Source organism: Streptomyces sp. bgisy159, assembly GCF_965341775.1.
Taxonomy (GTDB): Bacteria; Actinomycetota; Actinomycetes; order Streptomycetales; family Streptomycetaceae; genus Streptomyces.
The window spans coordinates 15,551-30,065 of record NZ_CBDQZH010000045.1 but is presented as its reverse complement, the minus strand read 5'-3'; the positions used below and the strand labels follow the sequence as shown (position 1 = coordinate 30,065).

Annotated in this window: 12 protein-coding genes; 6 read left to right on the top strand and 6 right to left on the bottom strand. The window is 71.7% G+C overall.

Going from position 1 to position 14,515, the window contains the following annotated elements; all coding sequences use genetic code 11:
• The 6 genes from ACSLTV_RS30160 to rhaI all read right to left on the bottom strand — a co-directional run bounded on the left by ACSLTV_RS30160 (nucleotide 1) and on the right by rhaI (nucleotide 7,693).
• Nucleotides 1–630 (bottom strand): LutC/YkgG family protein, encoded by a 630-nt coding sequence (locus tag ACSLTV_RS30160; RefSeq protein WP_435613240.1) that lies wholly within the window; start codon nucleotides 628–630, stop codon nucleotides 1–3.
• Nucleotides 627–2,114 carry a LutB/LldF family L-lactate oxidation iron-sulfur protein gene (locus tag ACSLTV_RS30155; RefSeq protein WP_435613239.1) on the bottom strand — a complete coding sequence of 496 codons (1,488 nt, stop codon included), beginning with the start codon at nucleotides 2,112–2,114 and terminating at the stop codon, nucleotides 627–629. The genes ACSLTV_RS30160 and ACSLTV_RS30155 overlap by 4 nt, the downstream gene beginning before the upstream one ends.
• Entirely contained in the window at nucleotides 2,111–2,866 is a 756-nt protein-coding gene (locus ACSLTV_RS30150; protein WP_432155264.1) for a (Fe-S)-binding protein, read from the bottom strand. Before ACSLTV_RS30150 ends, ACSLTV_RS30155 begins: the two co-directional genes overlap by 4 nt.
• 71 nt (nucleotides 2,867–2,937) lie before the next feature.
• Nucleotides 2,938–4,374, bottom strand: coding sequence for a rhamnulokinase (locus tag ACSLTV_RS30145; RefSeq protein ID WP_432138205.1), 1,437 nt, complete (start codon nucleotides 4,372–4,374; stop codon nucleotides 2,938–2,940).
• Between the two features lie 8 nt (nucleotides 4,375–4,382).
• Complete coding sequence (locus ACSLTV_RS30140) at nucleotides 4,383–6,422, bottom strand: bifunctional aldolase/short-chain dehydrogenase (RefSeq protein ID WP_435613238.1); 2,040 nt, start codon at nucleotides 6,420–6,422, stop codon at nucleotides 4,383–4,385.
• 101 nt (nucleotides 6,423–6,523) lie between these two features.
• The gene (gene rhaI / locus ACSLTV_RS30135) at nucleotides 6,524–7,693 is read right to left on the bottom strand and encodes an L-rhamnose isomerase (RefSeq protein WP_435613237.1); all 1,170 of its coding nucleotides are present in this window, start codon (nucleotides 7,691–7,693) and stop codon (nucleotides 6,524–6,526) included.
• A 260-nt stretch (nucleotides 7,694–7,953) separates the two neighbouring features.
• Here rhaI and ACSLTV_RS30130 point away from each other — a divergent pair, with 260 nt between their 5' ends.
• The 6 genes from ACSLTV_RS30130 to ACSLTV_RS30105 are packed head-to-tail and all read left to right on the top strand — an operon-like array spanning nucleotide 7,954 to nucleotide 14,457.
• A complete protein-coding gene (locus tag ACSLTV_RS30130) occupies nucleotides 7,954–9,468 on the top strand; it encodes a sugar ABC transporter ATP-binding protein (RefSeq protein WP_432155262.1) in 1,515 nt (504 codons plus the stop codon).
• Nucleotides 9,465–10,505 (top strand): ABC transporter permease, encoded by a 1,041-nt coding sequence (locus ACSLTV_RS30125; RefSeq protein ID WP_435613236.1) that lies wholly within the window; start codon nucleotides 9,465–9,467, stop codon nucleotides 10,503–10,505. Before ACSLTV_RS30130 ends, ACSLTV_RS30125 begins: the two co-directional genes overlap by 4 nt.
• Entirely contained in the window at nucleotides 10,498–11,493 is a 996-nt protein-coding gene (locus ACSLTV_RS30120; protein WP_435613235.1) for an ABC transporter permease, read from the top strand. Before ACSLTV_RS30125 ends, ACSLTV_RS30120 begins: the two co-directional genes overlap by 8 nt.
• A gap of 44 nt (nucleotides 11,494–11,537) precedes the next feature.
• Nucleotides 11,538–12,620 carry a rhamnose ABC transporter substrate-binding protein gene (rhaS, locus tag ACSLTV_RS30115; protein WP_435613234.1) on the top strand — a complete coding sequence of 361 codons (1,083 nt, stop codon included), beginning with the start codon at nucleotides 11,538–11,540 and terminating at the stop codon, nucleotides 12,618–12,620.
• A gap of 36 nt (nucleotides 12,621–12,656) precedes the next feature.
• Entirely contained in the window at nucleotides 12,657–12,977 is a 321-nt protein-coding gene (locus ACSLTV_RS30110) for an L-rhamnose mutarotase (RefSeq protein WP_435613233.1), read from the top strand.
• A 49-nt stretch (nucleotides 12,978–13,026) separates the two neighbouring features.
• Nucleotides 13,027–14,457, top strand: coding sequence for a BNR repeat-containing protein (locus tag ACSLTV_RS30105; protein ID WP_435613232.1), 1,431 nt, complete (start codon nucleotides 13,027–13,029; stop codon nucleotides 14,455–14,457).
• The last annotated feature ends 58 nt before the right edge of the window (nucleotides 14,458–14,515 follow it).

Here is a 14,515-nt window from a genome sequence, read left to right as displayed (position 1 = left end):
TCAGTCGACGAGCACCACCTCTAGGGTGCGCGGGCCGTGCACCCCCTCCACCCGGTCCAGCTCGATGTCGCTGGTGGCCGACGGACCGGAGATCCACGTCAACGGGCGGGCCGGATCCAGGCGTTCGAGAGCCTGCGGCACGCAGGACACCACCTGGCCGGGCACCCGCACCACACAGATGTGGTGGTCGGGGACGAGGGTGATCCGGCGGCGCCCCTGGTCCGGCGAACCGTCCAGCACGATGGTTCCCGTCTCCGCCACGGCCACCGCACAGCCGGTCACCACGCTGTCCACCCGATCCAGCTCGTGCGGGGTGCTCCCGGCGCGGTCGGCGACCCGCACGATGTCCGACCCGGCCAGCCACGACTGATCCAGGCCGGGCGGCACGAGCACCGACCCGGCCGCTCGCTCGGTCAGCAATCGGCCGATCAGCGTAGGCAGTTCGGCCTGAGCGCACCGGTGGACGACCGCCCGGTAGTCCGCGAGGTTCTCCGCCAGCAGCGCGACCGTCTCGGCGGCGCTCCGCCGGCCGTGCTCGCGCAGATACGCCCGTTCGACCGGCCCGTCCTCGCCCCGCGCATCGGCCAGCGCGCGCCGCACCCGGCCCAGCACCCGTTCCCTGCCGCTCACTCGCCGGCCCCCTTGTCGCGGTTCCCGCCGTGCGTACGCTGCCACCAGTCCCGGAACGGCTCGGCCGGCACCGCCGGAAGGTCCCGGGTCGCGCTCCACGCCCGGCCGGGACCCGGCAGCGAGCGCGGATGGAAGCGCCGGGTGCGCGAGGCGAGCCGCTGCCCGGAACGCAGGGCACCGGGACGGGCGAACGCCCAGCGCGCCGCCCGCATCGCGGCCCGCTCGGCGGCATGCCCCTTGGCTGGCCTGACGACGACCTTGTTGCCGTCCCGGGTGACCGGACCGCCCTGCACGACCCGCTCGCGCAGATGCACCAGGACCTCGGGGATGTCGATCGCCACCGGGCACACCTCGTAGCAGGCCCCGCACAGACTCGACGCGTACGGCAGGGAGGCGTCGATCTCGCTGCCCGTGCCCCGCAGTTGAGGGCTGAGGATGGCTCCGATCGGCCCCGGGTACACCGAGCCGTAGGCGTGGCCGCCGGCCCGCTCGTACACCGGGCAGACGTTCAGACACGCCGAGCAGCGGATGCAGCGCAGGGCCTGGCGGCCGACCTCGTCGGCGAGGGTGTCGGTGCGGCCGTTGTCGAGCAGCACCAGATGGAAGGCGCTCGGCCCGTCGCCGTCCGTCGTCCCGGTCCAGGTCGAGGTGTACGGGTTCATGCGCTCGGCGGTGGAGGAGCGGGGCAGGGTCTGCAGGAACACCTCCAGGTCCCGGAAGGTCGGGACGACCTTCTCGATGCCGACGACCGAGATCAGCGTCTCGGGCAGGGTGAGGCACATCCGCCCGTTGCCCTCGGACTCCACGACCACCATGGTGCCGGTCTCGGCGACCATGAAGTTGGCGCCCGAGATGCCGACCTTGGCGCGCAGGAACTTCTCCCTCAGGTGCAGCCTGGCCGCCTCGGCGAGTTCGGCCGGGCTGTCGGTGAGCCCGTCCGGGGCGGGCCGGCCCCACTCGCCCATCTCGTCGCGGAAGATGTCCCGGATCTCGCCCCGGTTGCGGTGGATGGCGGGGACCAGGATGTGGGAGGGCCTGTCCCTGCCCAGCTGCACGATCAGTTCGGCGAGATCCGTCTCGTAGGCCCGGATGCCCGCCGCCTCCAGCGCCTCGTTCAGCCCGATCTCCTGCGTGGCCATCGACTTGACCTTCACGACTTCGGACTCGCCGGTCATCCTGACCAGCCGGGTCACGATCTCGTTGGCCTCGTCGGCGTCCGCCGCCCAGTGGACGACACCGCCCGCCGCCGTGACCGACTCCTCCAACCGCACGAGATACCGGTCGAGGTGGCGGAGCGTGTGGTCCTTGATCCGCTTGCCCGCCTCCCGCAGCTCCGCCCAGTCGGACACCTCGGCGACTGCCTTGGCGCGCTTGGCGCGGATGGTGTGCGTGGCGTGCCGCAGATTGCCCCGCAGGGTCGCGTCGCCGACGGCCCGCCGGGCCGCGACCGGGAACGCCGGCATCCCGAGGTACGTCCCGCTCATACGGCCGCCTCCTCCCCCGTGCTCGCCAGGATCTCCGCAAGGTGCACCGGCCGCATCGAGGACCCGAGCCGGGCCAGGGTGCCGCCGATGTGCATCAGACAGGAGTTGTCGGCCGCGCACAGCACCTCCGCGCCCGTCGACTCGGCGCTGCGGACCTTGTCCGTGCCCATCGCCGCCGAGACGTCCGGGTTCTTCACCGCGAACGTGCCGCCGAACCCGCAGCACTCCTCCGCACCCGGCAGCTCCACCAGCTCCAGCCCCCGCACCGCCGCCAGCAGCCGCCGGGGCCGGTCGCCGAGCCCCAGGCCGCGCAGCCCGTGGCAGGTGGGGTGGTAGGTCACCGTGTGCGGGTAGTGGGCGCCGACGTCGGTCACGCCCAACACGTCCACCAGGAACTCCGTCAGCTCGTACGTCTTCGGCACCACCGGCGCCAGCGTGCGCGCCAGCGTGTCGCCCCGGCCCTCGGCACGGGCCCGCTCACCCATCCGGGGATACAGCTCCCGCACCATCGCCCCGCACGACCCGGACGGCGTCACGATCGCCTCGTACTCCCCGAAGACGTCGGAGAAATGCCGGGCCAGCGGCTCGGCCTCATGACGGTAGCCGGTGTTGTAGTGCGCCTGCCCGCAGCACGTCTGCGCCATCGGGAAGTCGACCTCGACACCCAGCCTGGTCAGGAGTTTCACCACGGCACGGCCGGTGTCCGGATAGAGCGTGTCGTTGACACAGGTCAGGAACAGTGCGACACGCATCGCGGCTCCTCGGGGTCGTTCAGCGGATGGGAAAGCGTAGTGGGGTCACGGGGGCCGGGACAGGCAGCGGGTCACCTGGCGGCGAGCCGGGCCTGGGCCTCCCGCCAGCGGGCCGGGTCGCCCTGCGGCTCGTAGCGGGTCAGCGGCTGGGTGCGGGCGAGCAGCCGGCGGGTGCCGGCGAGGTCGCCGACGATGCCGTGGGCCCGCGCCTGCACCAGCACGTTGCCGAGCGCCGCCGCCTCCGCCGGGCCCGCCACCACCGGCAGCCCGCATGCGTCGGCGGTCAGCCGGCACAGCAGCGCGTTGCGGGCGCCGCCGCCGACGATGTGCACCACGTCGACCGGGTGGTCGGCGAGCCGCTGGGCGTCCTCCACGGCCCGGCGGTGGGCCAGGGCCAGCGAGTCCAGGATGCAGCGGGTGATCTCGCCCCGGCCCTCCGGCACGGGCTGCCCCGACGCCCGGCACGCCTCGGCGATCCGCTCCGGCATGCGGCCCGGCGCGAGGAACGCGGCGTCGCCCGCGTCCACCACCGACCGTAGCGCCGGAACCGCCGCCGCCTCCCGCAGCAGCCCGCCCAGGTCCGGGTCGCCCCAGGCCCGTACGCACTCCTGGAGCAGCCACAGGCCCATGATGTTGCGCAGGTAGCGGACCGTGCCGTCCAGCCCCAGCTCGTTGGTGAAGTTGGCGGCCCGGCTCTCCTCGGTGAGCACCGGCGCGGCCAGTTCGAGACCGGCCAGCGACCAGGTGCCGGTGCAGATGTACGCGAACCGCTCGCCGGCCGCCGGGACGGCGGCGACCGCCGACGCGGTGTCGTGCGAGGCGACCGCCGTCACCGGCACCGGACCGGTCAGCCCGGTCTCCTCCAGCACCCCGGGCCGCAGCAGCCCCGCCGGGTCGCCGGGCAGCCGCAGCGGCGGGAACAGGTCCAGGTCGACGCCGGCCCGCGCGGCGAGGCCGTACGCCCAGTCCCGGGTGCGCGGGTCGACCAGCTGCGTGGTGGAGGCGTTGGTCAGCTCCGTGCCGTACTCCCCGGTGAGCCAGTACGACAGCAGGTCGGGGATCAGCAGGACCCGCCGGGCCTGCCCGAGCTGCCCGCTCTCCCGGGCCGCCACCAGCTGGTACAGCGTGTTGAACGGCGCGTACTGCAGCCCGGTCGCCGCGTACAGCTCCTCCGGCGGCACGCTCGCCCACACCTTCTCCGGGACACCGTCGGTCCGGGAGTCCCGGTAGTGCACCGGGTTGCCCAGCAGCGTCCCGTCGGCGTCGAGCAGGCCGTGGTCCACGGCCCAGCTGTCGATGCCCACGGAGTCCACCCGGCCGGCGGCGCGCAGCCCGTCCAGCACCCCCGCGTACAGGCCGAGGACGTCCCACCGCAGCCCCTCCGGCAGCCGCACCGGCCGGTTGGCGAACCGGTGCGCCTCCACCAGCTCCAGCGAGTCGCGGCTCACCCGCCCGACCATCACGCGCCCGCTGGAGGCGCCGAGGTCGACGGCGGCGCAGGCCCGCACCCGGCCGCTCACCGCAGGAAGGCGGCGGCGACGCCGGCGTCGACCGGGATGTGCAGCCCGGTGGTGTGGGTCAGGTCCCCGCCGGTGAGCGCGAACACCGCGTTCGCCACGTGCTCGGGCAGCACCTCGCGCTTGAGGATGGTCCGCTGGGCGTAGAACTCGCCGAGCTTCTCCTCCTCTATCCCGTACGTCGCCGCCCGCTGGGCGCCCCAGCCGCCGGCGAAGATCCCCGACCCGCGCACCACGCCGTCGGGGTTGACGCCGTTGACGCGGATGCCGTGCTCACCCAGCTCGGCGGCCAGCAGCCGCACCTGGTGGGCCTGGTCGGCCTTGGTGGCGGAGTACGCGATGTTGTTCGGGCCGGCGAAGACGGCGTTCTTCGAGGCGATGTAGACGAGGTCGCCGCCGAGGCCCTGGGCGGTCATCACCCGGGCCGCCTCGCGCGACACCAGGAAGGAGCCGCGCGCCATGATGTCGTGCTGGAGGTCCCAGTCCCGGACCGACGTCTCCAGCAGCGGCCTGGAGATGGAGATGCCGGCGTTGTTGACCACCAGGTCGACCCCGCCGAAGGCCAGTACGGCCGCCTTGAAGGCGTCGGCGATCTGCTCCTCCGAGGTGACGTCGACGGTCACCGCGACCGCCCTGTCCGGGCCGCCCAGCTCCTCGGCGACCGCGGCGGCGCCGTCGCCGTTCAGGTCGGCGACGACGACGCACGCGCCCTCGGCGGCCAGCCGGTGCGCGATGGCCCTGCCGATACCGCTGCCCGCGCCGGTGACCAGCGCCACCCGGGTCGCCAGCGGCTTGGGCCGCGGCAGCCGCCGCAGCTTGGCCTCCTCCAGCGACCAGTACTCGATCCGGAACTTCTCGGCCTCCTCGATCGGCGCGTACGCCGAGACGGCCTCGGCGCCGCGCATCACGTTGACGGCGTTGACGTAGAACTCGCCGGCCACCCGCGCGGTCTGCTTGTCCTTGCCGAAGGAGAACATGCCGACCCCCGGGACCAGCACGATCGCCGGGTCGGCGCCGCGCATGGCGGGGGAGTCCGGCCCGGCGTGCCGCGCGTAGTACGCGGCGTACTCCTCGCGGTACTCGGCGTGCAGCTCCCTCAGCCGCGCCACGGCCTCCTCCAGCGGCGCGGACGGCGGCAGGTCCAGCACCAGCGGCCGCACCTTGGTGCGCAGGAAGTGGTCCGGGCAGGAGGTGCCGAGCGCGGCGAGCCGGGGGTGCTCGGCGCGGGCGACGAAGTCGAGGACGACGTCGGAGTCGGTGAAGTGCCCGACCTGCGGCCGGTCCTGCGAGGCGATCGCCCGGACGTACGGGGCGAGGGCCGCGGCCCGCTCCCGCCGTTCGTCCGCGGGCAGCGCCCCGTACCCCTCGACCACGGGTCCGAAGGGTTCGGGCCTCCCCTTCTCCGCCAGGAAGGCCTCCGCGGTCCGGATGATGTGCAGCGAGTTGCGCTCGCACTCCTCGGCCGTGTCGCCCCAGGCGGTGATGCCGTGACCGCCGAGGACGCACCCGATCGCCCGCGGGTTCGCAACCTTCACGGCGGCGATGTCCAGCCCCAGCTGGAATCCGGGCCGCCGCCAGGGCACCCACACCACGGTGTCGCCGAAGCACTCGGCGGTCAGCTTCTCCCCGTCGGCCGCACAGGCGAGCGCGATCCCGGAGTCCGGGTGCAGATGGTCGACGTGCGCGGCGTCCACGAGCCCGTGCATCGCGGTGTCGATGGACGGCGCGGCTCCGCCCTTGCCGTGCAGGCAGTAGTCGAACGCGGCGACCATCTCGTCCTCGCGCTCCACCCCCGGGTACACCTCCCGCAGGGCCCGCAGCCGGTCCAGCCGCAGCACGGCCAGCCCCGCCTCGGTCAGCGTCCCGAGGTCCCCGCCGGACCCCTTGACCCACATCAGTTCCACTTCCCCGCCGGTCACCGGGTCCGTGTCGACACCTTTCGCCGAGGCGTTGCCGCCGGCGTAGTTGGTGTTGCGCGGATCGGCACCGAGCCGGTGTGACCGGGCGAGCAGGGCAGCGGCTTCAGGATGAACAGCCATTCCAGTTCCTTATCGACAGACGGTGAGCTCGGCAGGGGTGCGGGGAAACGCGCGATCGACCACGAACGACCCGCCCCCGCGGCGGACGGAACCCGGCAGACCTACGCCCCCCACCCGGCCTGCTCCCCACCGACCCGCTCGGCCACGATCCGCTCGGCCCACCCCGACCGCGCGTACGCCGCCATCGGCTCGGGGTCCAGTCCCATCTCCTCCCGCACCTCACGGAGCAACGGCCGCACGTCGGTGTTGTACGCGTCCATCAGCACCCCGTTCGCCGCGAGCACGTCCCCGGAAGCCTGCGCGGCACCGAGCGCCGCCCGGTCCACCAGCAGCGCCTTGGCGGTGGCCTCCTGGACGTTCATCACGGACCGGATGATCGCGGGGATCTTCGCCTCGATGTTGTGGCACTGGTCGAGCATGAAGGCGACGTCCGGGCCGAGCCCGCCGCCGCGCACCACCTCGTACATGATCCGGAACAGCTGGAACGGGTCCGCCGCCCCCACCATGAGGTCGTCGTCCGCGTAGAACCGCGAGTTGAAGTCGAACCCGCCGAGCTTCCCCTCCCGCAGCAGCGTGGCGACGATGAACTCGATGTTGGTGCCGGGCGCGTGGTGCCCGGTGTCCACCACGACCTGCGCCTTCTCGCCCAGCTTCAGGCAGTGCGCGTACGCCGTGCCCCAGTCCGGGACGTCGGTGGTGTAGAACGCCGGCTCGAAGAACTTGTACTCCAGCAGCATCCGCTGCCCGTCCCCGAGCCGCTCGTACACCTGGGCCAGGCCCTCGGTCAGCCGGTCCTGCCGGGCGCGGACATCGTCCTGGCCGGGGTAGTTCGTGCCGTCCGCGAACCACAGCTTCAGGTCGCGCGAGCCCGTCGCGTCCATGATGTCGACGCACTCCAGCAGATGGCCGACGGCCTTGCGCCGCACCCCCGCGTCCGGGTGGCAGATGCTGCCCAGCCGGTACGCGTCGTCCTGGAAGGTGTTGGAGTTGATCGCTCCCAGCTTCACCCCCCGCTCCTCGGCGAACTTCGCGAGCCGCGCGTATCCGTCGGCGCCGTCCACCCTGTCCCAGGGGATGTGCAGCGCCACGGTCGGCGCCACCCCGGTGAACTCGTGCACCTTGGCGGCGTCCGCCAGCTTCTCCTGCGGAGTCCGCGGCACACCGGGCTGCGCGAACACCTTGAACCGGGTCCCCGAGTTCCCGTACGCCCACGACGGTGTTTCGACGGCCTGGGTCTTGAGCGCGGCCTTCACCGCGGCGAGGTCGGTCACTTCCGGCTCCTGTGGCATCGGTCGGTCACGCTTTCTATGAAACGATTCAGAAGGGGAAGCTATGAGGCTGCTGGGGGAGTGTCAACCCCCCTGTCCAGGGAAGCTCTCCGTAACCGAGGCGTGACCTTGGCCTATCGAAAACTTTTCGAGGCGGACCCATTGACGTGACATGGCTGGCGTGCCTAACGTCCCGGCCATCCCGTTGAAACCTTTCACGGCGTTCGGTCGGCCCCGCCGCCGGCGCCGTCGAGGAGTCCTCCATGACCCACCCGTCCGACGCGGGACCGGCCCCGGTGCTGGCGCTCAAGGACGTCGCCAAGTCGTTCGGGGCCGTACGCGCCCTCAAAGGCGTCTGTCTGGAGCTGTTCGCCGGCGAGGTGCACGCTCTCGCCGGAGAGAACGGCGCGGGCAAGTCGACCCTGATCAAAACGCTCGCCGGGGTGCACCGGCCGGACGCCGGCCAGGTGCTCCTCGACGGCGAACCCGTCGTCTTCCACGGCCCCGGCGACGCACGCGACGCCGGCATCGCCGTGATCTACCAGGAGCCCACGCTCTTCCCCGACCTGTCGATCGCCGAGAACATCTACATGGGCCGGCAGCCCAGGCGATCGCTCGGCCGCATCGACCACAAGGCCACCCACGCCGCCACCGCCGCCCTGATGGCCCGCCTCGGCGTCGCCCTCGACCCCGACCGGCCCGCGCGCGGCCTGTCCATCGCCGACCAGCAGATCGTGGAGATCGCCAAGGCGCTCTCCTTCGACGCCCGCGTGCTGATCATGGACGAGCCGACCGCCGCCCTCACCGGCAGCGAGGTGGCCCGCCTCTTCGGCGTCGTGCGCACCCTGCGCGACCAGGGCGCCGCGGTGCTGTTCATCTCCCACCGGCTTGAGGAGATCTTCGAGATCGGCCGGCGGGTGACGACCCTGCGCGACGGGGCACGGATCGCCAGTGAACCCCTCGCCGGCATGACCGAGGACGACCTGGTCCGCCGGATGGTCGGCCGTGACCTCGACGAGCTCTACCCCAAGCAGGACGTCACCCCCGGCCCGGTGGCGCTCAGCGTGCGCCGGCTGACCAGGGAGGGCGTCTTCACCGACGTCTCCTTCGACGTCCGCCACGGCGAGATCGTCGGCCTCGCCGGCCTGGTCGGCGCCGGACGCACCGAGGTCGCCCGAGCCGTGTTCGGCATCGACCGCTGGGACGCCGGGGAAGTGGAGGTCGAGGGCCGCGGGCTGACCAACGGGGCACCCTCCACCGCCATGGCCGCGGGCATCGCCCTCGTTCCCGAGGACCGGCGCGCCCAGGGCCTGGTGATGGACATGTCCATCGAACGCAACATCGGTCTCACCGGACTCCGTACCACCGTCCGGGCCGGGCTGATGGACCGCGGCGCCGAACGCAGCCGCTCCCTCGACTGGACCGTCAGACTCCAGGTCAAGTACGCCCGGATCGCCGACACCGTCGCCACCCTGTCCGGCGGCAACCAGCAGAAGGTCGTCCTCGCCAAGTGGCTGGCCACCGGCCCCAAGGTGCTCATCGTCGACGAGCCCACCCGCGGCATCGACGTCGGCACCAAGGCCGAGGTGCACCGCCTGCTCGGTCAACTGGCCGCCGACGGCGTCGCCGTCCTGATGATCTCCTCCGACCTGCCCGAGATCCTCGGCATGGCCGACCGCGTGCTGGTGATGCACGAGGGCCGGCTCACCGCCGAGATCTCCCGCTCCGAAGCCACCGAGGAAACCGTGATGGCCGCAGCCACCGGGAGGGCCGCATGACGGCCACCACCCCCCAGGAGGCCCCCGTGACCGAACCGGCCGAGTCCGGCGGCACCCGGCTCGTCGACTGCGTCCTCAGGATGCGCGAACTCGCCATCCTGGCCGTGTTCCTCGTGATGATCGCCGTCACCCAGGCCGGCAACAGCGACTTCCTGTCCGCCCAGGGCATCAAGGACCTGCTGCTCAACGCGACCATCCTGGTCCTCGTCGCCACCGGTCAGTCCCTGGTCGTCATCACCCGCAACGTCGACCTGTCGGTCGGCTCCACGCTGGGCATCAGCGCCTTCGCCGCCGGCCTCTGCCTCGACAACGGCGGAGACCCGGTCGTGGCGGTCCTCCTCGCCGTCCTGCTGGGCGTCGGCTTCGGCCTCCTCAACGGCGCACTGGTCAGCTTCGGGCAGGTGCCCGCCCTCGTCGTCACCCTCGGCACGCTCTACATCATCCGCGGTATCGACTCCATCTGGGTCGGCTCCCGGCAGATCACCGCGGCCGACCTGCCCGGCGGCTTCGTCGACTTCGGTTCCGGCGGTATCGGAGCGGTGCCCTACCTCGCCCTGCTCGCCCTCGCCGTCCTGGTCGCCACCGCCTCCTACCTCAAGCAGTACCGCAGCGGCCGCGAACTCTACGCCCTCGGCTCCAACCCGGAGGCCGCCCGGCTCGCCGGCATCCCCGTACGCAAGCGGATCCTCGCCGCGTACACCTTCTGCGGCGGCCTCGCCGGCCTCGCCGGCGCGCTCTACCTGGCCCGGTTCGGCAACGTCGACTCCAGCACCGGCAACGGCTACGAACTCACCGTCGTCAGCGCGGTCGTCGTCGGCGGCGTCGTCTTCACCGGCGGTTCCGGCAGCGTCCACGGGGCGGCTCTCGGCGCCCTGCTGCTGACCTCCGTCAACAGCGTGCTGCCCGCCCTCGGCGTCAGCTCCGTGTGGGTCCTCGCCATCAACGGCATCCTGCTCGTCCTCGCCATCGCGGTCGACCGGATCGTCGCCCTGCGCGTGGCCACCGCCCTGAAGAAGAGGAACGCCCGCCATGCCTGAGCCCCTGACGCGCGCCGTCCGCTGGGACACGGTCGTCGGCGCCCTCCTGATCGTCGTCCTCCTCCTCTCCTTCGGCTTCGTCGACGGCTTCGGCAACGGCCTCAACCTGTCGTTCCTGATCGGCAACACCCTGCCGATCGCGCTGATCGCCCTGCCGATGACCCTGCTCGTGGTCTCCGGTGAGATCGACCTCTCCGTCGCCTCCACCGCCGGGCTGTCCGGCGCCGTGATGGGCGCCCTGTGGAACCAGGGCATGACCATCGAGACGATCATCCCGCTGTGCCTGCTGCTCGGCGTGGTGTGCGGCCTGGTCAACGGGCTGCTGGTGACCCGGCTCGGACTGCCCTCCCTCGCCGTCACCATCGGCACCCTCGCCGCCTACCGGGGCATCGCGCAGATCGTGCTCGGCTCGGACGCCGTCACCGACTTCCCCACCCGGTACCTCACCTTCGCGTCCGGACGCGTCGGCGACAGCTTCCTGCCCCAGGCCTTCCTGCCCTTCCTCGTCCTGCTCGCCCTGGCCGTCGTCGCCCTGCACGCCACCCCGTTCGGCCGGTCGCTGTTCGCCATCGGCGCCAACGAGGAGGCGGCCCGGTTCGCCGGCATCCGGGTCAAGCGACACAAGCTGATCCTGTTCACCGCGACCGGTCTGATGGCCTCCCTGACCGGCGTCTTCTGGGCGCTGCACTACGCCAGCGCCCGCTACGACAACGCGACCGGCCTGGAACTCTCCGTCGTCGCCGCTGTGCTGCTCGGCGGCATCGACTTCGACGGCGGCAAAGGCACGCTGGGCGGCGCCGTCGCCGGTGTGTTCCTCCTCGGAGCGCTCCAGAACGTGATGAGCCTCCAGGACGTCTCCGCCCAGTCGCAGATCGTCGTCACCGGCGTCCTGCTCGTCCTGTCCGTGCTCGGCCCCCGGGTCGCGCGCCGGATCCACGTCGCCCGGGCCGGCCGCAAGGCCGCGTCCGCCTCCACGTCCACGTCGTGACCCTCCCCTCGCTCAGCTCCCCTCGTCCCGAAGGAACCCCAGCCATGCGCCAGTCCTCCCTCCGCCGTGCCTGCGCGGCCCTCGCAGCCGTCTCCTCCCTCGCCCTCGCCGCCACCGCCTGCGGCGGCACCACCAAGGAGGACGTGAAGAACGAGAGCACCGGCGCGGCGAACTCCGGGGCCACCGCCGACCCCGGTGCCGAGCTGAAGAAGGGCCTCACCGTCGGCTTCCTGCCCAAGCAGGTCAACAACCCCTACTTCACCTCCGCCGACCAGGGCGGCGAGAAGGCCCTGACGGAGCTGGGCTCCAGCTACAAGGAGGTCGGCCCGTCCAGCGCGACCGACACCTCCGGCCAGGTCTCGTACGTCAACACCCTCACCCAGCAGCAGGTCGACGCGATCGCCGTGTCCGCGCAGGACCCGGGCGCGCTGTGCACCGCGCTGAAGCAGGCCATGAGCAACGGCATCAAGGTCGTCACCTACGACTCCGACACCAAGCCCGAGTGCCGCAACGCCTTCGTCTCCCAGGCGTCCGCCGAGGACCTCGGCCGCACCGAGGTGCAGCTGCTCGCCGAGCAGATCGGCTACAAGGGCGAGATCGCGATCCTGTCCGCCGCCCAGACCGCGACCAACCAGAACATCTGGATCGACTACATGAAGGAGGAGCTGAAGGACCCGAAGTACAAGGACGTCAAGCTGGTCAAGGTCGCATACGGCAACGACGACGCCCAGCAGTCCTTCCAGCAGACCCAGGGCCTGCTCCAGCAGTTCCCGAACCTGAAGGGGATCATCTCCCCGACCACCGTCGGCATCAAGGCCGCCGCCCAGTACCTGTCGGGCTCCACCTACAAGGGCAAGGTCAAGCTGACCGGCCTCGGCACCCCCAACGACATGCGCAAGTACGTCAAGGACGGCACCGTCGACGCCTTCGAACTGTGGGACCCGGCCAAGCTCGGCGACCTCGCCGCCCGCGCCGCCGTCGCCCTCGTCTCCGGGCAGATCACCGGCAAGGAGGGCGAGGCCTTCGAGGCCGACGGCACCACGTACACCATCGGCAAGGACGGCGTGATCAGCCTCGGCAAGCCGACCGTGTTCGACGCGAAGAACATCGACCAGTTCGACTTCTAGTCCTTCTGGTCCTTCTAGTCCCCGGAGGGTTTGTTGATGCAGCGCGTGTGCTTCCTGCTGAAGGTCCGGGCGGACCGCCTCGACGAGTACCGCGAACGGCACGCCGCCGTGTGGCCCGAGATGCTCGACGCCCTGCGGGCCACCGGCTGGCACAACTACTCGCTGTTCCTGCGCGAGGACGGCCTGCTCGTCGGCTACCTGGAGACCGAGGACTTCCGGGCCGCCGTGACCGGCATGGAGGCCACCGACGTCAACACCCGCTGGCAGGCCGAGATGGCGCCGTTCTTCGAGTCACTGGACGGCGCCCGGCCCGACGAGGCCATGAAGCCCCTCACCGAGGTGTTCCACCTCGCCTGAACCGCACGTCCCCCCTCCCCGCACCTCGCCGACGACGGAGTCACCCGAGATGAAGAGACGTACGTTGCTGGGCGCCGCGCTCGCCGGTGCCGCGGCCGGCCCCGCGCTCGCCGACGGCACCGCCCGCGCCGCCGCCCCCGGCCCGTCGGTCACCCTGACCGGCAGCACCCTCCTCGACAGCCATGCCCTGTATTTCGTGTCCTACGACGGCCTGGTCAACAACAACTCCTTCCAGAAGAACGGCCTGCTCACCCACAACGGCCACCAGTACGCCGTCTGGTACACCGCCGACCGCAACGCCGTCGTCGGCCGGCGCAGGTTCCCCGCCTCCACCTGGGAGACCGTCGAGGTCGGCCACACCCTGCGCTACGACGACTCCCACAACGTCATCTCCATGGGCGTCTCGAAGGCCGACGGGCGGCTCCACCTGAACATGGACTCGCACAGCGACGGCTTCACCTACGTCAAGTCCGTCGCCGGGCTGATGGACGACCCGGGCGCCTTCACCTGGACCGCCGCCCGCTTCGGCGCCCCGCAGTCCACGCTCGACGGGCTCGCCCTCACCTCCCGGTTCACCTACCCGCAGTTCGTCTCCACGCCCGAGGGCAGGCTCCAGCTCAGCTACCGCGTCGACGTCTCGGGCAACGGCCGGTGCGCCCTCGCCGAGTACGACGGCACCTCCTGGACCGACCTGGGCGAGTGGACCGGCTCCACCGGCACCTACACCGGCGAGCACGGCTCCAGCACGGCCCGCAACATGTACCTGCACGGCATCGACTACGACGCGGACGGCCGGCTGCACGCTCTGTTCACCTGGCGCGAGCAGAACGGCGCCGTGATGTGCTCCGGCGGCGGCATCACCAACCACGACACCGGCTACGTCTACTCCGACGACCGCGGCCGCACCTGGCGCAACGACGCCGGCACCGTGGTCGGCGTCACCGGCAGCTCCGACAAGGTCTCCGTCACCGACGGCGGCCTGGTGGTGGACCCGCTCGACCCGGACCACTCCCTGATGAACCAGGAGAGCCAGTTCACCGACTCCGCCGGCCGCCCGCACGGGATCATCTCCTACGTCCCCGGCCGCTTCGGCCAGTGCACCACGAACTACGTCGCCGACCGCACCAGGAACGGCCGCGCCTTCCACCTCCGCAAGACCGCCGCCGGCACCTGGCGGAAGACCGAGATCCCGGTCCCGCTCGACTCCAGCCAGCGCACCAAGCTGATCCTCGACAGGTACGACAACGCCTACGCGATCTTCCCGTACTGCCGGATCGCCGCCGCCTCCGCGGCCTCGGGACACACCGACTGGGCGATGCTCTACGACGGGGTGAGCGCCGGACTCGACGCCTTCGGCGAGGTCGTGATCGACGAGACCCGGATCCGGCAGGACAACTTCCTGTCGATCATGTACCAGGAGAAGTCCGGCGGCATCACGCCCTCGGCGCTGCGCTCGCTGAACTTCCGCCTGCCCGCCTGACCCAGCCGTTGTGGGGCGGCCCGACGGTAATGTGAGGCTCGTCCTGTCGCCCCTCGTC